This window comes from Paenibacillus tyrphae (assembly GCF_027925525.1).
Taxonomy (GTDB): domain Bacteria; phylum Bacillota; class Bacilli; order Paenibacillales; family NBRC-103111; genus Paenibacillus_G; species Paenibacillus_G tyrfis_B.
The window spans coordinates 1-18,255 of the sequence record NZ_BSDJ01000034.1 but is presented as its reverse complement, the minus strand read 5'-3'; the positions used below and the strand labels follow the sequence as shown (position 1 = coordinate 18,255).

Genomic DNA, 18,255 nt, shown 5'->3' with positions numbered 1-18,255 from the left:
CTCCCGCTTCTCATGTTTGGAATCAATTCTGCGGCACCACGGCGCGCAGCAGCTGTCTTACGAATACGGCAAACAGGATCAACGAAACCGCCACCGACACGGCGCTAACCGTGAACAAGGCCTGGTACCCCGTATGCTGGGAAACCCAGCCGAGCACGATCGCCCCGAGTCCGATCCCTAGGTCAAACGCGGTAAAGAACGAGGCGTTGGCCACCCCTTCGCGGTCCGCGGGCGCCAGACGCAGCGTCGCCGCTTGCAGCGCAGGCTGCGCGGAACCGAATCCGATCCCGTACAAAACGGCCGCGACGATCACGCCGGTCAGCCCGCTGGAAAAGCTCAATACGAGCAGCGCCGCCATCGTCGTCCCAAGCGCCGGAACAATGATAAACGACTCGCCGTACCGGTCCGAGAGCTTCCCGGCGATGGGGCGAATCAGCGTCAGCGCCACGGCGTAAACCAGAAAAAAAGTACCCGGATTCACCTTGATCGATTCGGCGAAAAGCGGCAAGAAGGTCGTAATGCCTCCATATGGAACGGCCAAAAAGAAAATCGCCACCGTCACGGACAATACCGACTTTTCGACCAATTGAATGCGCCCGGCGCCCGCTTTCGGTTGAAACGGTATTTTGGTTCCAAGCGCCAGGAGCAGAGCCACAGCCGCAAAGCCGGTAGCGTACAGGAACAGACCTTGGAAAGAAAGCTTTTGCAGCATCCATATGCCAAGCATCGGCCCGATAGCCATAGCTACGGTCATCGCCATCCCGTACCAGCCCATCCCCTCTCCGCGCCTTGCGGGCGGAATCACATCCGTGATGGCCGTCCCGACAGCCGTTGTAGACAGCGCCCAGCTCATGCCGTGTACAATCCGCAGCGCAAGCAAAACGACGATCCCGCCTACCCAGCTGTACAAATACATCGCCACGACGAAGAGCAGCAGCCCCCATACGATAAAAGGCCTTCGGCCATACCGGTCGAGCAAGCCTCCGACAATCGGACGAAAAATAACCGCAGACAGCGTGAATACTCCGACGACAAATCCAACCTGCGACTCGCTGCCGCCTAATTGCTTGATGAACAGCGGCATCGTCGGCAGCAGCAAATAAAAGCCCGTGAACAGAAACAGCATGCCTGCCGTCAGCTGAATGAACGGCTTGGTCCATAGACGCTCCATCTTTTGTTTCCTCCTTGATGCAGTCAAATTCTAAGCTGCATGATGCCGGTTATTCTTCGGCTGACTTCATGCGCTCCAGTTCCTTCGTTATCCACTCCGCATCCGCCAGCCCGACATGCTTCCGGTGATCGAGCATTCGCAGCACTTGCACGCGTTTCCGCTCGTCCATCTTCTTGCTGGAGATCATGCGGGCGACGGAATCCACATATTTCAGGTTGTGCTGGAGGTAATTCAGATACTGTTCTAAAGACGCGAGCCGGACCTCTTTTGTGACAAAAAGAAAGTTGGACATCTTAAAATGAAACACCAGCTCCGTCTCCGACGTGTAGTCCAGCGGACTGGCCATCAGTTCGAAAAACCGTTCTCTTCCGGCCTCCGTCAGCTTGTAAATTTTCCGCGCTCTCCCGCCTTCCTGCTCCTCAAGCCGAAGGCTGATCCACCCATGCTCCACGAGCCGGGAAAGAAGCGGATACAGCGTTCCCGAGCTGATCTGCCGGACCGGACCGACGGCACGCTTCAGTCTTTCTTGAAGCTGGTAGCCGTGAGTGTCTCCTACCATCAACTCCCCCAAAACGAACAAGTCGTACATCGTGACCCTCCTCTTTTTATATCGTACCGACATATCGTTACGATATAGTATATGTCGAAGCAGCGATCGGTTCAACCATGAAAATGTATTCTAAAGGTCCAATCCGCAGCGCATGAAAAAACAGCCGCCCGCAAGCAGCTGTTTCCTTTTTCGAGTTATGTCCTTACCGGCTGGCCCGCCTCCACGCGCTTCAACAGCCGCTCCAGCAGTTCCGGCTCTCTTTCCTTAATCGCCTCCAGCTTGGCAGGCACCTTCGCGTAAATGCGGTCATCGCCCTTCATTTCCGCGATGGCCAGCTGATCGCGCAGCAGCTTCGCCTTGTTCGCGAGCTCTTCGAACGACTGCTCCAACTCGTCGTCCCGCTCGATGATGCCTTGCTGCGTAAAATACCGGATTCGGTCCGTCATCACCTTTTTGTGCTCCCAGAGCAAATGCAGATGCCTTACGGCATTAGGCCACACCAATGAGGGATGCCGCTCCGCAGCGGCCTTGAAATACAGCTGGAGGTACTCGTATGTTTGCAGACCGAACACTTCGCCGTCCGGGTTATAGTTGATCCGGTTCAAATGAGTCTCGCTGTTCAAATAATCGCGCAGCTGATCCGCGACCGCCACCGGATCGAACGCAAACGGATGCTCCCCGTTGAACCGATAAAAAAACGTATGGTGATCCGCTTCAAGTCCGTTTTCGATAAGCCGTTTCATCGAATCGCAGGCGCTGATGAACTCCTCGAACGGGATTTTGATCGTCCGGTACACCTGATTGAAGTCGAACATCGACACATCGAACGTTCGTTCCTTCAAGTCGTATCCGGAGAGCATCAGATGATGAGGAAAGGCGTCACCCTCGTAGGCGGAGCTGGCCGTTATTTTCGATTCGTCGATGAAGACGATTGCATAATAGCCTTGGTTCATTCGCCCGATCATAAACTCGACAAGCTCATCCGGCCGGTAACCCGACAACAGCTCATAATTGACGGCGCAGGTCAGCAGAAACGGATTGTTGAAATTCAGCTCGTTCGGCTTGCCCCGGAAAAAATCGAAAAAAAACGTCCGCCGTTTCTCCAGAAAATGCTTTGTGCACGACATTTGGATGAAATTGGTATAGTACCAGGGCAGCGTCTCTTCGTAATTGTGCGTAATCGATAACGTATATGCCCAACGCAAGAAGCCTTTGATCGGCGGCGGCTGCAGCGGCAATTGATACCGATTCATAACATAAATTCCCCCCTTGCCTTTCTTAGGTCGAAGCGCTTGTTTTCGTCTGCGGGGTCATCCGGTGGCTACTTCTTTGCCATACAGCTTGGCTATGCTTTCTTCAAGCGGAAGGTCCGCCACCGTGAAGTCGACAACCGGGAACCGGTCGAGCAGCATTCGGGATACCGGCTTCAAATGCTCCTTCGGCAGCTCAATTACGGCGTGATACGAGTCGCGCTTCGTGACGCAGCCGAGCGGCCTCAGGCTTTCTTCCGGCACGGGCTCGGAAAACTGAACGTTCAGCACCTTGACTTCGTTGAACAGCTCGTTGATTTTCTTAAAATCGCCGTCATACAAGATCCGTCCTTCGTTAATGACGATCGTACGCTTGCAGACGTCCTCGATATCCTTCATATAATGGCTGGTCAAAATCAAGGTGGCCTTGAATTGCTCGTTGTAATAAGTCAGAAACTCCCGGATCTTCTTCTGTGAGATCAGATCGAGACCGATTGTCGGCTCGTCCAGAAACAGCAGCTTGGGGCTGTGGATGAGCGCGGCGATCAGTTCCATCTTCATCCGTTCGCCGAGCGACAGCCGCCGGACCTGGACCTGCAGCAAATGCTTTACATCCAACATCTCCGACAGCTCGGTAAGCATCCGCTCGTAGGCTTCATCCGGAATCTGGTAAATACATTTGTTCAGGTAGATCGATTCGATGGCGGGCAAATCGACCCACAGCTGATTTTTTTGCCCCATAACCAGCGAAAAGATGCGCTTGAATTCGTTCTTGCGCTCCCATGGCGTATGGCCGAACACCGACGCTTCCCCGCCGGTCGGATGCAGAATCCCGGAAAGCATCTTCAGCGTCGTCGTCTTCCCGGCTCCGTTCGGTCCGATGAAGCCGACGCATTCCCCGGATGCGATCTCGAACGAAATCGACTTGACCGCTTCCTTCGTCAACGTTTTGCGGGAAAACAAATTTTTCAAGGAATGGCGGAGACCCGCTTCCTTCGTGTAATAATCGTACGTTTTGTGCAGTCCGCTCACCCTGATCCGTTCCATGGCGTCCTCCTGATCTTTTGGCAAGGCTGGTGGTTTAGACGTAACGAGCCTTTGGGGCCGTATCAAATTCCCTCCCATAGCGGCAGGTTGTAATACGCTGCTTTCGCAGCCGTTCATGGCAGGCCTGCAAAGACGCGGCCGGAAATCCGTCCTGCTCCCAATCGTTATAGCCAATGCCGAATCCGCACCGTTTCCAAAAGGCGGCATTGCTTTCCTCGTGATATCCGAACGGCTCAAGCAGCAGCAGCGGCGTAGCGTAAACCAGCGAATCGTTCAAGGTAGCGCCTCCCGGCTTGCTGATAATCGCCCGGCTTAAGCGAACGAGCTCCAAATAAGCAGTGTAGTCCGGCAGTCTGCGCCGTTCGACTGTTCCCTGCCGCCTCACGAGCTCCAGCATCGGAGGATAGGTATGCGCTCCGCCGGCGTCCTTGATCCACGGACTCCACTCGGGATCGACCATAAAATAGCGGGTTTCCCCATCGTCCTCCTGCACTTCGCTCTCGTCATACGTAATGATGTCCAGCCTGCAGCCACCAAGCCGCAGCCGCTCGATTTTGTCCCGGTAGGTGCCGATCCCCCAGCCGCCGCCATGAATAAGAAACCGGTCGTTCCGTTCCTCGAAGGACGCATCCTCTGCGTCCGGCGGCGCGATCAAATAACCGGGGCTTCCCAGCTCGGGATCGTAAAATTGAACATTGCGGTATGCTTGGTAAGAAGACTTATAAACTTTGTACGAAGGGGTGTCGCAAGCATCCATATGAATCCATTCGATATGGACGGGAAACCCCGCAACTTCCTTGTAGGCTTCCAGAACAGGCAGCCAAAACCCCGTAAAAGCGATAAACGTCGCGCAGCCCGTTTGCCGCCAATGCGCATGCAACCGGCGGACCGCCGAATCGTCGAGATTCGGGCTGATGTCCTTGGCCATCCGATGTCCGGTCAAGGCTACCGAAAAATTATTGTGAAACGCTTTTTTATACCCGTTTATTTTACTGCGGGTCTCCTCGCGATAGAGCGTTTCAAGCACCTGCACTTCCGCCCGTATATGTTGGCGCGCAAGGTATTCCCGCAGATGAATGGCAGGAATATAGGCGCCGAGCGAATTGCCCGAGGCCAACAGCGTGATCGCGTCCTTGGTCATGGACAGCTCCCTGCCCTTCCGTTAATGGAATACTGTAACCGAGAGGTTATGCAGCACTTGCTTCAGCCGTTCCAGCGTTTCTTCCCGGGCCTCCTCCGTCTGTCCGATCACCGACACGTACAACCGGCCTTTCGGCTTGGACCCCGCCCACCCGCCCGGGACGCAATTCACGGTTAACGTACCAGAGGAAAGCGGCATGATGCCGCTTTGCCGCAGCGGGGTAAACAACAGCTGCTCGTCCTCCAGCGTTTGGAGTAGCCGTTCGAAGCGGAATTCATCCGGCAGAGCAACGGAGAGATAGGTAAGCCAGCCCTTGAGGTTCCAGCCTGCAAGCATCCGGTCCAGATGGGCATTGATGAGCCCCATCGACATTCGGGCATTAATCTCGACGATAGGGACTAGCTCTCCGTCCTCCAGCATCATCGAGTCGAAGCAAACGTATCCGAAATAGCCGTCCAGATACAGCTCGTGCAAAGCTGCTTCGAGCATGCTGAAGTACCCTTTTTCTTCGAGGAGGTTTACAAAGGCGGCTTCCGCGGTGACGGAACCCCCGTAATTTTGCTGGCGGTTTATCATCCGTTGGACGGAAATCAGCCGCCGGGAGCCGTCCGGCTCAAGCAGCCATTGGCTGGAGAAATCGGCCGCCTTGGGCAATAGCGGTTCGAGCAAAAAGAGCGTCTGGGAGCCTGCTTCTTCTTGCTTCCGCAGGTACGAAACGATCCGCTTCAGCAGCGACGGGCTTTCAATCAACAAGTTGCCTTTGCCGGAAACGCCGAACGGGTCCTTGACCAGAAAAGCGCCTTTACACAGCAACCCGGTGCCGTATTGCTCCACATCCTCCACGCTCATGGCCGGCGTACCGTACGTGTGCAGTCCCGTGTCCTCCAGCAGCCGATGATGGTACAGCTTGGAATTCACCCGCTTCACCACAGCCAAATCCGGAAGCGGGTTGGCGAAAATCACCTTTCCCGCGTACTCTTGCGCCTCCTCGGTTACCGCGTACGGCTCAAGCATATACGGCTTGTCCGCATCGGCGCCGGGGATTCCGTCTCGGGGAGCCAGCTTAAAGATGCACGACGCAAAATGCTCCGCGCGCAGCGCTTCTTCGGCCTTCGGCGAAGTCAAGTCCACAACGCTGCGGTGGTGAAACGAGACGTTCAGCTTATCGAAATAGTCCAGCAGTGCGTCATCGATCCGGCAACGGGTATACAATATATCGTCAGGCCCGCATAGCGGGAAAAGCAGTTCATCCATGCAAAGAACGATCCGGTCCCTTTCCGGATCGGGAATCCGGGGCAGCATCGACAACAGAGGATCTCTCCAGCGCGTTTCCGGGTCAAACGTGCCCATGACCGTTTTGCGCAAAGCGACGGCGGCTTTACTCGACAACATGCTCGTAAGCGCCCTCGACCGGGGCACACCGGTTTAAGAAGTCGATAAACGTGCCGATGGAGCGAAGATGAAGGTAATCGAACTCGTCGTAATCGATCTCAATCCTCAGCTCTTCCTCTACCTTGACCATAAAGTTGAGCATTTGCAGCGAATCCAGTCCGACATCGTTGTTCAAATCCGTTTCAAGCGCAAGCCTTTCCCGCAGCGACGGGTCCTCCTTAATTTGACACAAAATTTGGACGATCGTATCGAACACATCAATTCCCTCCTCTTGGCATATGAGGTACTTTAGGCTCATTCCTTTTCATTATGGCATATCGGTACGGAGGTGAGGAGGGATAAATTTCCACTATTATGGGATAAAATCCATTTCACTTTCCAGGTTGAGAGGAAATTGTTTGCGCGTAGCATCATGCAAGCGGAGGGCGCCTAGGCCGCAAGACCTTGATGTTCGACAACCGATCCTGACGGTGTCGATGATTGCGGCGGTACCCGTTCGATCCGGGGTTAAGCTGCTTTTGTCATGGTATACACGGGTATGGTATAATTCGATCGAATAAAGTGAATACGACGAGGTGAATCCATTGTTTCGACGTGCAACGGTAGTTTTAGCTTCGACCGCCCTTCTGCTGATGCTGAGCGCTTGCGGCGCTTCCAAGCCGGCGGAAGAGTCTCATGCCTTGCATCAGACTCCGAGCGGCGATCTGCAAGAGAAGACGGCTTCGCTGAGCACGCTGCCCTCCTTTTTGGACAAGCAGCCGGAGCAGATGAAGAAAGCGTATTTGGTCGCGGCCCAGACGAAGGATCTGCTGCGCAATATTCCATGTTATTGCGGCTGCGGCGAGAGCGCAGGGCATCAAAGCAACATGAACTGCTTCATTAAAGAAACCTCGTCCGACGGTTCGGTCGTATGGGACGATCACGCCACCCGCTGCGGCGTATGTCTGGAAATTGCCGTCAAATCCGCGCAGTGGCAGCAGCAGGGCCAATCGGCCAAAGACATCCGCGAGCAGATCGACAAACAGTATCAAAAAGGGTACGCCAAGCCGACTCCGACTCCCCTGCCCGCCTAATTCGCACGCAAGTTAGAAAAACGCCGCTGCTTTCAAGCAGTCGGCGTTTTTTGGCATTGGCGATTGCCGATTACAGGTCCAAATCCGTAACCGCTCCTCGGGATGCCGAGGACACGAGTTTCGTATATTTAGCCAGCACACCGCTGGAAGCCTTTGACGGCGGCTTGCTCCAGGCTTTCGCTCTGGCCTCGAGCTCTTCCGGCGACACGGCAAACGTTATCTGCTGCGTCTCGCTGTCGATGGTAATGAGGTCTCCTTCCCCCAGCAAAGCAATCGGACCGCCGACCTGCGCTTCGGGTGACACGTGCCCGACGACGAAACCGTGAGAGCCTCCCGAGAACCGGCCGTCGGTGAGCAGCGCCACTTCTCCATGAAGTCCTTTGCCGACGATCATAGCCGTTACGGACAGCATTTCCGGCATACCGGGTCCGCCCTTCGGACCCACATACCGGATCACGAGCACGTCTCCCTTCCGGATCTCATCGTTCATGATGGCGCGCGTCGCTTCTTCCTCGCTGTCATAGACACGGGCCGGACCTGTAAAACGCAGCTTCTTCATACCGGACATCTTGGCAACCGCGCCTTCGGGAGCCAGATTCCCTTTCAACACAACGAGCGGGCCGTCCGGCTTGATGGGATTGTCGAAGGACCGGATGACCTTCTGGCCTTCATGCAGCGAAGAAGCCGCAGCCAAGTTTTCGGCCAACGTTTTGCCGGTTACGGTCATGCAGTCGCCATGCAGCAGCCCACGCTCCAGCAGCAGCTTCATCACTCCCGGCACGCCTCCCACATCGTTCAGATCCTGCATGGCATACGCTCCGCTCGGCTTCAAATCGGCCAGATGCGGCACGCGCTGCCGGATTCGCTCGAAATCATCCAGCGTCAAATCCACCTGCACCGAATGAGCCATCGCGATCAGATGAAGGAAGGCATTGGTGGAGCCGCCCAGCGCCATGACGACGGTGATGGCGTTCTCGAACGCTTGTCGCGTCATAATGTCCCGCGGGAATATCCGTTTTTCGAGCAACTCCAGCACCTTTTTCCCGGCTTCCGCGCATTCGGCAGCTTTTCCGGGAGAGATAGCAGGCGTCGATGACGAGCCGGGTAGGCTCATCCCTAAAGCTTCCACGGCCGAAGCCATCGTATTGGCGGTGTACATGCCGCCGCACGCTCCCGCCCCCGGGCAAACGTTGCATTCTACCCGGTGCAGAGTTTCGTCGTCCATCTTTCCGTCATGGTACTGCCCGACGGCTTCGAACGCGGTGACGATATCGACCTGTTTCCCATCCAATTGGCCCGGCTGGATCGTTCCTCCATACACATAGACTGCCGGCAGGTTCAACCGCCCGATCGCCATAAGACAGCCCGGCGTATTCTTATCGCAGGCTCCGATCGCCACGACCCCATCGAATCTCTCTGCGCCGACGACGGTTTCGATGGAATCGGCGATGATCTCCCGGCTCGGCAGCGAGAACAGCATGCCTTCGTGGCCCATCGCGATACCGTCGGACACAGTGATTGTGTTGAAAATCAGCGGTGCTCCACCTGCGTTTTTCACTCCCTGCTTAGCTTCCCTTGCTAATTGGTCGATGTGCATATTGCAGGGCGTCACTTCGCTCCAAGTGCTGGCGATCCCGATCATCGGCTTCTTAAAATCCTCGTCCTGAAAACCGACCGCCCGCAGCATCGCCCGGTTCGGGACCCGATTGACGCCCTCGCTGATGACGTGACTCCGAATTCGCAACTCTTCTTTTCCCGGCATCGTCTTCCTCTCCTTCTCTTTGTCAGATCAGTTCATAAAGCTCGCGCATCGGTCTTAACAGATTTTGCTTCATCATGGCGGCCGCCGCTTCCGGCTCCCGTTTCTCAAGCGCCTGGATCACGGCCGCATGCTCCTGTACGGAGGCTTGGGTCGCCGCAATCGGCTGCTTCAGGAATACGTATTTGAAGCGCCGGATGTGAATTTGGAGCGATGCGCCAAACGAAGCGATATACGGATTGTCCGCAATGTCCACGATAAGATTGTGGAACTGCTCGTCCCACTCCATCGCTTGAAACGGCTGTCCTACGGCAATTGCGTCGGTGAACCGGGCGTTCAACTCCTTCAACTGCTCGATATGTCCGGGTAGAACATACGGTGCGGCCTGCTCGGCAGCCAAGGCGTGCAGCGAGGCCAGCGTAGGGTACATTTTCAGGATGTCATCCTTCTCAATGAGCTTCACTCTGGTTTCCTTCCCCGGATGAAGCTCAACCAGCCCTTGAGCCTCAAGCAGTTGCAGCGCTTCCCGGACCGGTGTGCGGCTGACGCCCAGCGCTTCGGCCAAGTCTGCGTCAAGCAGCTTCTCCCCGGGGTGAAGTGTGCCGTCAATGATCCAGCGCTGAATTTCCGACAACGCCCGTTCCTTGGCCGACAATCGGATCGGCGTCGAAAAGTTGCCAGGAATCGGCATAAGTATCCCTCCCTTGGATATTATGCAATATATCGCATACAGATATTTTATGCAAGTAATTTATTCAAAAGAAAAAACATCCTACGAGCTCGCATGTTAGTGCATCAGCAGGGATGTTTCACTTAGGATTGCGGAGATTGCCGTGAATACGCAGCGGCTCCCGTTTGTAATTGACAGACCCGTTCCTGCTCTCCCATAATAAATTAAGGAACCGGAGAGTTACATGACATCGTTAAAATAAAGTTTACATAATTATAATTATGTAAACAAATATCAAGTGGTTTTTTGACGAAATAGAGATTCAAACGAACTTCTATTACCTCATTGACCACTGCTCAAGCAGTTCGTTACATAACATTTATTATGTAAACTATTTATTCGTATGGAGGCGGTTCGCATGAATATTATCAAAATCAAAGACCGCAGCGAGCTGGAGAAAAAATTGCCCTCCATGCCATGGTATGTGGAAAAATTCATCAATTACAAGCTGCCCGACCTCTCCCCTTCCTCGCTGCTCGAATATGTGCGGGACTACGATACCTTCTTTTCATGGCTGCTTGCGGAAGGCTTGTCGTCTGCGCCAACGGTAAAGGACGTGCCGCTCATCGACCTGGAACGCCTGCATATGGATAGCATCGACAATTTCAAAATGTTCCTCGCCACGCGCAAAGAAAATTCGAACGGCAAGACGACGATCGCTCGCAAGCTGTCCTCGCTGCGGTCGCTGTTCCATTACTTGAGCCAAATTGCCGAGGACGAGAACTTCTATCCGCTGCTGAAGCGCAACGTGATGGCCAAAGTCGAGATCAAGCGCACGCACAAGCCGAAGGATACCGCGGCCAAGCTGGAGGGGAAGCTGCTGCAGGAGGCGGAAATCGCGGAATTTATCGAGTACGTGCAAACCGGTTATCCGATCGATGTCACCAAAAACAAGCAGGCGCTCTACTCCTACGAGCTCAACAAGGTCCGCGACGTCTGCATCATCAGCCTGATCCTGAATTCCGGCCTCCGCGTATCCGAGGTCTTTAATCTCAATGTCGAAGACATCGACTTGAAGAAGAAGCTGACGTATGTATACCGTAAAGGTAAAAACGACGATACGTTCAAGACGCCGGTTTATTTTCGACAAGAAGCCGTCGATTGCTTGTCCGCGTATTTGGAGCAGCGCCAGCTGAGATACAAAGCGCCCAAACGGGAAAAGGCCCTCTTCCTTGCCGTCGCCAACGGCAAAAAAGAAGGCGAGCGCATGACCAAGCGCGCCATTCAAGAGATGGTGATTAAATACGCCAAACGGTTCGGCAAGCCTTACTTGTCTGTGCATAAGCTCCGCCACTCGTTCGCGACCGACTATTACCTGCGCAACGATTTGTACAAGACGCAGGAGCAATTAGGGCACGCGTCGCCGGAAACGACGCAAATCTACGCCCATCTGACCGATAAAACGATGGCCGAGGCGATCGACAAGTCATCGGAATAACGCCTATAGGCCGGTCCCCGTCTCGCTCGGGACCGGCTTATTTATTGCTGCTTACCTTTGCTCACCCAATATTTGACCCGGGTGCCTTTGGGGACTTGCGTTTGGGCAGCCGGCTCCTGCTTGAACACCGTGCCTTCCTCCCGCTCGTTTACCTCCATGGCGAATTCGAACCGCAAACCGGCCGCCATGGCCTGCTTGCCGGCCGTATCGTTCTGCAGCCCGATCAAATTAGGCACGACTACGATTTCGTCTTCCTCTTGTTTTTGATTCGGGTCATTCGCCTCGGCGACTTCGGGCCCGGCCTGTTTGTCATAGGTATGATGCGGCGTTTGCACGGGAGCGTGATGCTCGGTTTGAGCTGGCGAGGCGCCTTTGCCCGGAGGCTCCTCTTGATCCTTCCCCAGCCATACGAAAGCTGCGGCCCCTCCCAAGCAAGCAATTGCCGTTCCGACCAACAATTTGCGGCCGGCCCGCCCGAAGCTTCTCCGGGGCGGAGCCTCTTCTTCCTCTTCGACCGGTTCTTCCTCTTCGTACGCTCGCTCCGGTTCTGTCTTTTCCCGGACTTGTCTGTCCCATACCGGCATGGACACCTCCTGCCTGACGGCCGTTTCCTGCTGCAAGCTCTGCAGCACGAGCATCAACGAAGCTAGCGTTTCCTGATCGTTCCACACCCGTCGCAGTGTGGCAATCAGCAGCTCCTGTTCTGCGCGAGGAATCGCCGCAAGCGCCTCGCGAAGCCGATGCTCCATCGTATCGAACGTAACCGGGATCGATTCGGAACGGGTCAGGATCTGGTACAGCAGGCAGCCGAGACCTTGAGCGCCGCGCTGCGCGTGTGTCCCTTTTTCCCAATAATTAATGATCTTGAGCTGACCGTCATCGTTGAGCCACAGGTTAGCTGCATGTACGGAACAGCCGGATATCCCTTCCTCAAGCGCATCCATCAGGCCTTTTCCAAGCTCGAGCACTTTGGATACCGCTTCCTCCGGGGTAAAACGGTGTCCCTTCAGCTCTTGGATAAACGGCTTGCCGTCGAACGTCTTCAGCACGGCAAAAATATAATTGGGCTCCATCCCCACATCGAGAATATGTAAAAAACGATTGTCGCTAAGCGGCGCAACCTCGCGCAGCTTGCGGATATACGCCTCTTTGGCGGCTTCGTCCGTGCTTTCCACGACGAAAAAAACGACGTCTCTTCGCAAAGGCAAATCTTTCCCACTGTATAGCATTCCGCTTAACATCGGAAGAATCGGCTCGGTAAGCACGTAACGTTGATTGATGGATTTCTCCATGGAAACCTCCTTCAAACGTCATAATTATAGTATTCGACAGCCGAATGATTTTTGTGAGGCATTTTATGACGGAAAAGAACATAAAACATGCCGAAATTTATAATAAACATCATTAATTATTAATGACAAGTATAATCAATCGGATTAATTGTTAGTGTCGATAACTGTCACAAATGGTCAATAATATCTCCTGCCGTCAGCGATGCAGGAAACTCGCGGCTGGCGGCCGCTCGGTCTCCGGCGGCACCATGAAGATATGTCCCTAACGCCGCAGCCTCGGGACCGTCCCAGCCCTGAGCCAACAAGCTGGCGATGATTCCAGCCAGCACGTCCCCGGCTCCTCCGGTAGCCATGCCTGCATTCCCGGTCGGATTGATATAGGCGTTCCCTTCGGGATCGGCAATCACCGTCCGCGCCCCCTTCAGAACCACTGCTACGCCGGTGCGCGCCGCATAACGGCGGGCCGTCTCTATGCGATCCTGTTGGACAGCCGGTATGTTGGAACCGGTCAAGCGCGCCATTTCCCCCGGGTGCGGCGTCAGCACGACCGGTGCGCTGCGCCTCGGCCAAGCTGCCGTATCTCCCGCGGCAGCCAGTATATTCAGCGCATCCGCATCAAGCACGAGGGGGCAATCGGTTCCCTCCCATAGCTTACGCAGGAAGGCCGTGTCCTGTGCCCATCGTCCGACGCCCGGACCGAAGAGCAGCGCGTCTTTTCCGACGGCGAGCTGCGCCAGATCGTCCGCCTGGATAGCGCTCCAGTCTCCTCTCTGCTCATCCGCCAGCCCCGCAAGCATGACCTCCGGTACCTGGCCGAACATCGGCTCGGCCAGTCGATCCGGCAGGGCCCATGTAACCAAGCCGCTTCCGCCGCGAAGCGCGGCTTTGGCTGACAGCAGCCCTGCCCCGCTCATCGATCGGCTGCCTGCGGCTACAAGGACATGGCCGTAGGTTCCTTTATGCGAATCGGCCCGCCGCAGCCGGTAATCCTCAAGTCGGAGCTGTCGCGATAAGAGCGGCTCTTCGATCCGGAACGTGCGAACCCCCGCTTCGACAGCTGCCTGTTGAGGGATTCCAATATAACGCACCTTCACCTCACCGGCAAGCTCTGCGCCCGGGTACTGCTCCAATCCCCGCTTCGTAAAACCCAGCGCAACGGTACGGGTTGCCCGAATACATGGTTCGGAGACTTGCCCGGTATTTGCGTCCAAGCCGCTCGGCAAGTCAACGGAGAGGATCGGCAGTCCGGAAAGGTTCGCTTGACCGATCAAAGCGGCATACGCCTCTCTCGGCGTCCCGCGGCTGCCGATGCCAAGCAGCGCATCAATGATGCCGCTATATCCTCTCCAATCGATAATCGACGAATCGTACACTTCGTAAGGTATTCCTAACCGGGACGCAATATCCCGCTGAATCGCCGCTTCCCCACGGAACGATTCCGGGGCTTCGGCATATATGATTTTAACGTCATAACCCGCTTCGATCAAATGTCTGGCGGCTACAAGTCCGTCCCCGCCGTTATTGCCTTTCCCTGCAAGGATGGCCAAAGCGCCTTTGCGGCCGTCGAACAGTTCCATGCCCTCTTCCGCCACGGCCCGGCCAGCATTCTCCATCAGTACAAGCGCCGGAATGCCTACCGTTTGAATCGTATGCAAATCGATCCTTCTCATTTCTTCCGCCGTGACGACGAACATGGCCTCAACCCTCCCACGGTTTGGGTTTCCTGCTATTATACCATATTTGATCGGCTGCTTGCTTGCCACAATAAAGTATACATAATATTTATTATGTAAACTAAAATCCTTGTTTGCCCCACCGATAAAAAAGCGGCTGCAACCCGGTATTCCAACCGAGTTACAACCGCTGTACGATCGGGCTTGCTTATAGGGTCCCGCTTGAAGGGACTAGACCCAGCCCCGCCTGCTCTCCTATATTTTTTAGGATAAGTCGAAGAACTTTGGCGTTTTTTTCAACATAACCGGACATAAGCACTTCAATATGCTCCCCGACCAAATTGTGCTCCGCATACTTTTGCTGCGTTGCTTCTTTCCATAACAAAACATTATCTTGGACTGAATGATCCTCTTTCGAGCTTGCCGCAACTAAACCGTGGATGTTCGCTTGGACGACTCCGGTATTGACGAGCTCATTCCAATATTTATGATAAGCAAGCGTTTTGCTTCTTACTTTATCCCTCGTAACCGGAGCGGTCAAAATTTGTTTGTACGGCTCGGGGATCTCCTTCAACACTTCATCGATATGGTTTTCCGCCTCCTCGGTGGAAGTCTCGATCCAGCTATCTTTTTTCATGGCGTCGATCATAATAATATCCGATACGCTATACCCTCTCTTTTCCATCGCTTTGGCAACCTCGAATGCCAGATTGCCTCCTGCGGAATAACCCAGAAATACGTACGGCGATTTCTCCTGAACGCTGAGAATGGAGTCCACATACTGATCGAGCATATCTGGACGGGCACAGGCATCTTCTATAAATTCGATAGAATAAACGACGCAGTGGTGATCCAGATGTTTGGCCATTTCGGCAAACGCAATGCCATACCCCAGCACCGGAGGAAAACAGAAAACGTTGATCAACCCGTTTTCGTTTAGTTTTACGATGTGACGGCCACTGTGTTCAATTTTGTGAAATCTCAGTTTTAACAGCTCATCCGCCATTTTTTCTATAGATGGCTTCTCAAATACGACACGAAGAGGAATGTCGATTTCCAGTTCCGCATGTATTCTCTGCATCAGTTGCAGCACCTTTAAAGAGTGCCCCCCCAGATCAAAGAAGTTGTCTTTCACACCGAAATTCCGAAGCCCGAGCACATCTTGCCAGATTTCTGCCAATTGCGCTTCCAACGGCGTTCGGGCCGGTACGTATTCGACCCCGGTTTGCACGCTTCCCTCCGGCGCAGGCAGCGCTTTGCGGTTGACCTTTCCATTGGACGTCAACGGCATCTGCGTAAGCTGCACAAAATAGGAAGGCACCATGTAGCCCGGCAGCTCTTGAGCCAAAGTTTCTCTGAGCTCGCTCACCGTCAGCTCTTTATCTACCACGAAGTAGGCGCATAGATACTTCTGTCCGTCTTCGTCTTCCCGAGCGACCGCTACCGCCTCGCGCACCGACGGAGCTTTCAAGAGATGCGCTTCCACGTCTCCGAGCTCTATGCGATAGCCCCGAACTTTCACCTGGTCGTCGATCCGGCCCAAGTACTCGATATTTCCGTCCGGAAGCCAACGGGCCAAGTCTCCCGTACGATACATCCGCTCTCCGGCCACAAACGGGTCGGCCATGAATTTTTCCGCCGTCAATTCAGGCAAATTCAGGTATCCGCGGCCTACTCCGTCTCCCGCGATGAATAACTCTCCCTTTAGTCCTATAGGCTGCAATCGGCCATGACGATCGAGAATATAAATACGGTTGTTGCCCAACGGCTTACCAATCGGCACATAACCGCTGCCATCTTCCAAATTCAGCGTTTCCCGCGCAATCGGGAATACCGTTGCGTCGACGCAGGTTTCCGTCGGGCCGTAAACATTGGAGATGACCGGAGCCGTCCCGTGAAAAGCGAGCAAATCGAGTAGTCGCGCCGCTGTCTTCCGCTTAAGAGCCTCTCCCCCGATAAGCATGTGCCGGAGATATAAGCCTTGAAGACTTCCGGCTGCCAGAAGCAGCTGCAAATGAGCGGGTGTACCGTCTGACACGTCGATACGACGGGACCGATAGTAGTCCGACAAGCTCTGGCCGTCTGATGCTGTTGCCCGGGGTACAATAAACAGCGTATGTCCCAAGAGCAACGAAGCAAAAATTTGTTTTACCGATGCATCGAAATGGAAAGGAGACAAAAGAGATACGTGCAAAGCCGAATCGTAAGCGCCATAGACTTGATCGCGCAATCCCTCGATCAAATGAACAACTTGCCGATGCTCGATCAGCGTCCCTTTCGGTTTGCCAGTTGTGCCTGACGTGTAGATGGCATAGGCCAGATCGCCCGGTTCCGCTGTCGCCTCCGGATTCGACTCCTGCCCACTGTAGGCTTCCTCTTCGTCCAGAACGATACGGTTGATTTCAAAAGCCGTGCGCCCCTGCAAATGACGCTGCAGTAGCAGCACCTGCGCTCCCGAATCCTCCAGCACATAGCGGATTCGCTCCTCCGGATGGTCGGGGTCCAACGGGACGTACGCGCCTCCAGCCTTCAAGATCCCGACGATCGCCACCAGCATCTCCAGAGAACGCTCGGCCATGATACAAACCGGCTGATTTGCCCTTACGCCCACGGTCCGCAGCGTATGCGCCAACCGATTCGCCCGTTCGTTCAACTCGCGATATGTGAGCTGCTTGTCTTCAAAGACAACGGCCGCCTGCTCCGGCGTCCGCTCCGCCTGTTCCTCAAACCATTGATGAATCGTCTTCTCCCGTGGATAATCTACGGTGCTGCCGTTGAATGTATTCACTATTTGCGCTGTCTCTTGAGGAGTCATCACTTCGAGAGCCGAAAGCTTCGTCTGCGGATCGTGCAGGATGGCCTCGATCAACCGGATAAAATGACCGGCCATCCGCTCCGCCGTTTCCGGCTTGAACAGGGAAGCTGCGTATTCCAGACGGAAGGAAATTTGTTCCTTTCCTTCTACCGCGCTAAAGGTTAGGTCGAACTTGGACACGTTATGCTTATTCGGATACGGGCTGAATTTCAATCCTTCGATGTACAGCTCCTCCCGCTCCGTGTTTTGCAGGACAAACATCGTGTCAAACAAAGCATTGCGGCTCAAGTCTCTTGCCACATCCAGCTTATCGACCAGTTCCTCAAACGGATAGTCCTGATTTTCATAGGCTCTGAGCGCACTCTCTTTGACTTCCTGCACATAGTCGCGGAACGTCTTCTCCCCGGCCGGAGCATTCCGGATGGCCAATGTGTTGACAAACATCCCGAGGATCGGCTCCAGGTCCGCATGCGGTCTTCCGGCGATCGGCGTCCCTACAATGATATCTTCCTGTCCGCTGTATTTGGACAGCAAGGTCGTATAAGCTGCCAGCAGCACCATAAACAAGGTCGACCCGGTTTGCGCCGCGAACTGTCTCAATCCTTCGCTCATTTGCTTGTCCAGCATAAATTCCAGCGTGTTCCCCTTAAAGCTTCGGATCGATGGCCTTTTGTAATCCGTCGGCAGATCGAGCACCGGGATCTCCCCGCGGAACGTCTCCAACCAGTACGCTTCCTGCTTACGCAAACGCCTGCTGTGAACTTCCCCTTGCTGCCATGCTGCATAATCCTTATACTGAATCCGCAGCGGCGGCAGCTCGTCTCCTTCGTACAGCCGGATAAATTCCTTCGTCAGAATTCCCATCGACACTCCGTCGGAAATGATATGATGCATGTCAATCAGCAGCAGATGGCGATCCGGCTC

14 protein-coding genes are annotated in these 18,255 nt (G+C 54.6%); 2 read left to right on the top strand and 12 right to left on the bottom strand.

The window, feature by feature from the left end; translation table 11 throughout:
• Positions 1-22: 22 nt before the first annotated feature.
• From QMG93_RS28910 to QMG93_RS28880, 7 genes are all read right to left on the bottom strand, one after another.
• Complete coding sequence (locus tag QMG93_RS28910; protein ID WP_281942751.1) at positions 23-1,171, bottom strand: MFS transporter; 1,149 nt, start codon at positions 1,169-1,171, stop codon at positions 23-25.
• A 49-nt stretch (positions 1,172-1,220) separates the two neighbouring features.
• Positions 1,221-1,760 carry a PadR family transcriptional regulator gene (locus QMG93_RS28905; protein WP_281942748.1) on the bottom strand — a complete coding sequence of 180 codons (540 nt, stop codon included), beginning with the start codon at positions 1,758-1,760 and terminating at the stop codon, positions 1,221-1,223.
• Between the two features lie 155 nt (positions 1,761-1,915).
• Complete coding sequence (locus tag QMG93_RS28900) at positions 1,916-2,974, bottom strand: hypothetical protein (RefSeq protein ID WP_281942747.1); 1,059 nt, start codon at positions 2,972-2,974, stop codon at positions 1,916-1,918.
• A 57-nt stretch (positions 2,975-3,031) separates the two neighbouring features.
• Positions 3,032-4,018, bottom strand: coding sequence for an ATP-binding cassette domain-containing protein (locus tag QMG93_RS28895; RefSeq protein ID WP_281942745.1), 987 nt, complete (start codon positions 4,016-4,018; stop codon positions 3,032-3,034).
• Positions 4,019-4,052: 34 nt separating this feature from the next.
• Complete coding sequence (locus QMG93_RS28890) at positions 4,053-5,159, bottom strand: hypothetical protein (protein WP_281942743.1); 1,107 nt, start codon at positions 5,157-5,159, stop codon at positions 4,053-4,055.
• Between the two features lie 21 nt (positions 5,160-5,180).
• Positions 5,181-6,551, bottom strand: a complete 1,371-nt coding sequence (locus QMG93_RS28885) for a hypothetical protein (RefSeq protein WP_281942741.1) — start codon at positions 6,549-6,551, stop codon at positions 5,181-5,183.
• The gene (locus QMG93_RS28880; RefSeq protein WP_281942739.1) at positions 6,538-6,807 is read right to left on the bottom strand and encodes an acyl carrier protein; all 270 of its coding nucleotides are present in this window, start codon (positions 6,805-6,807) and stop codon (positions 6,538-6,540) included. Before QMG93_RS28880 ends, QMG93_RS28885 begins: the two co-directional genes overlap by 14 nt.
• Positions 6,808-7,183: 376 nt before the next feature.
• On the opposite strand from QMG93_RS28880, the gene QMG93_RS28875 reads away from it, so the two are divergent.
• Positions 7,184-7,624 (top strand): PCYCGC motif-containing (lipo)protein, encoded by a 441-nt coding sequence (locus tag QMG93_RS28875; RefSeq protein WP_281942855.1) that lies wholly within the window; start codon positions 7,184-7,186, stop codon positions 7,622-7,624.
• Positions 7,625-7,694: 70 nt separating this feature from the next.
• Here QMG93_RS28875 and ilvD read toward each other — a convergent pair whose 3' ends face one another.
• Complete coding sequence (gene ilvD, locus QMG93_RS28870; protein WP_281942737.1) at positions 7,695-9,386, bottom strand: dihydroxy-acid dehydratase; 1,692 nt, start codon at positions 9,384-9,386, stop codon at positions 7,695-7,697.
• A gap of 22 nt (positions 9,387-9,408) precedes the next feature.
• Positions 9,409-10,074 carry a GntR family transcriptional regulator gene (locus QMG93_RS28865; protein ID WP_281942736.1) on the bottom strand — a complete coding sequence of 222 codons (666 nt, stop codon included), beginning with the start codon at positions 10,072-10,074 and terminating at the stop codon, positions 9,409-9,411.
• Between the two features lie 397 nt (positions 10,075-10,471).
• On the opposite strand from QMG93_RS28865, the gene xerS reads away from it, so the two are divergent.
• Positions 10,472-11,551 (top strand): tyrosine recombinase XerS, encoded by a 1,080-nt coding sequence (gene xerS / locus QMG93_RS28860; protein ID WP_281942735.1) that lies wholly within the window; start codon positions 10,472-10,474, stop codon positions 11,549-11,551.
• A 41-nt stretch (positions 11,552-11,592) separates the two neighbouring features.
• On the opposite strand, the gene QMG93_RS28855 is transcribed toward xerS, so the two are convergent.
• From QMG93_RS28855 to QMG93_RS28845, 3 genes are all read right to left on the bottom strand, one after another.
• Positions 11,593-12,843, bottom strand: coding sequence for a PASTA domain-containing protein (locus tag QMG93_RS28855; protein WP_281942734.1), 1,251 nt, complete (start codon positions 12,841-12,843; stop codon positions 11,593-11,595).
• A 167-nt stretch (positions 12,844-13,010) separates the two neighbouring features.
• Positions 13,011-14,537 carry an NAD(P)H-hydrate dehydratase gene (locus QMG93_RS28850; RefSeq protein ID WP_281942733.1) on the bottom strand — a complete coding sequence of 509 codons (1,527 nt, stop codon included), beginning with the start codon at positions 14,535-14,537 and terminating at the stop codon, positions 13,011-13,013.
• A gap of 187 nt (positions 14,538-14,724) precedes the next feature.
• On the bottom strand, positions 14,725-18,255 hold a 3,531-nt coding region (locus tag QMG93_RS28845), incomplete at its 5' end, for a non-ribosomal peptide synthetase (RefSeq protein ID WP_281942732.1).

Excerpts from the sequence above, each read along its gene's own strand:
- QMG93_RS28910 (WP_281942751.1), bottom strand. The coding sequence starts at position 1,171 with ATGGAGCGTCTATGGACCAAGCCGTTCATTCAGCTGACGGCAGGCATG.
- QMG93_RS28905 (WP_281942748.1), bottom strand. The coding sequence starts at position 1,760 with ATGTACGACTTGTTCGTTTTGGGGGAGTTGATGGTAGGAGACACTCAC.
- QMG93_RS28900 (WP_281942747.1), bottom strand. The coding sequence starts at position 2,974 with ATGAATCGGTATCAATTGCCGCTGCAGCCGCCGCCGATCAAAGGCTTC.
- QMG93_RS28895 (WP_281942745.1), bottom strand. The coding sequence starts at position 4,018 with ATGGAACGGATCAGGGTGAGCGGACTGCACAAAACGTACGATTATTAC.
- QMG93_RS28890 (WP_281942743.1), bottom strand. The coding sequence starts at position 5,159 with ATGACCAAGGACGCGATCACGCTGTTGGCCTCGGGCAATTCGCTCGGC.
- QMG93_RS28885 (WP_281942741.1), bottom strand. The coding sequence starts at position 6,551 with ATGTTGTCGAGTAAAGCCGCCGTCGCTTTGCGCAAAACGGTCATGGGC.
- QMG93_RS28875 (WP_281942855.1), top strand. The coding sequence starts at position 7,184 with ATGCTGAGCGCTTGCGGCGCTTCCAAGCCGGCGGAAGAGTCTCATGCC.
- ilvD (WP_281942737.1), bottom strand. The coding sequence starts at position 9,386 with ATGCCGGGAAAAGAAGAGTTGCGAATTCGGAGTCACGTCATCAGCGAG.
- QMG93_RS28865 (WP_281942736.1), bottom strand. The coding sequence starts at position 10,074 with ATGCCGATTCCTGGCAACTTTTCGACGCCGATCCGATTGTCGGCCAAG.
- xerS (WP_281942735.1), top strand. The coding sequence starts at position 10,472 with ATGAATATTATCAAAATCAAAGACCGCAGCGAGCTGGAGAAAAAATTG.
- QMG93_RS28855 (WP_281942734.1), bottom strand. The coding sequence starts at position 12,843 with ATGGAGAAATCCATCAATCAACGTTACGTGCTTACCGAGCCGATTCTT.
- QMG93_RS28850 (WP_281942733.1), bottom strand. The coding sequence starts at position 14,537 with ATGTTCGTCGTCACGGCGGAAGAAATGAGAAGGATCGATTTGCATACG.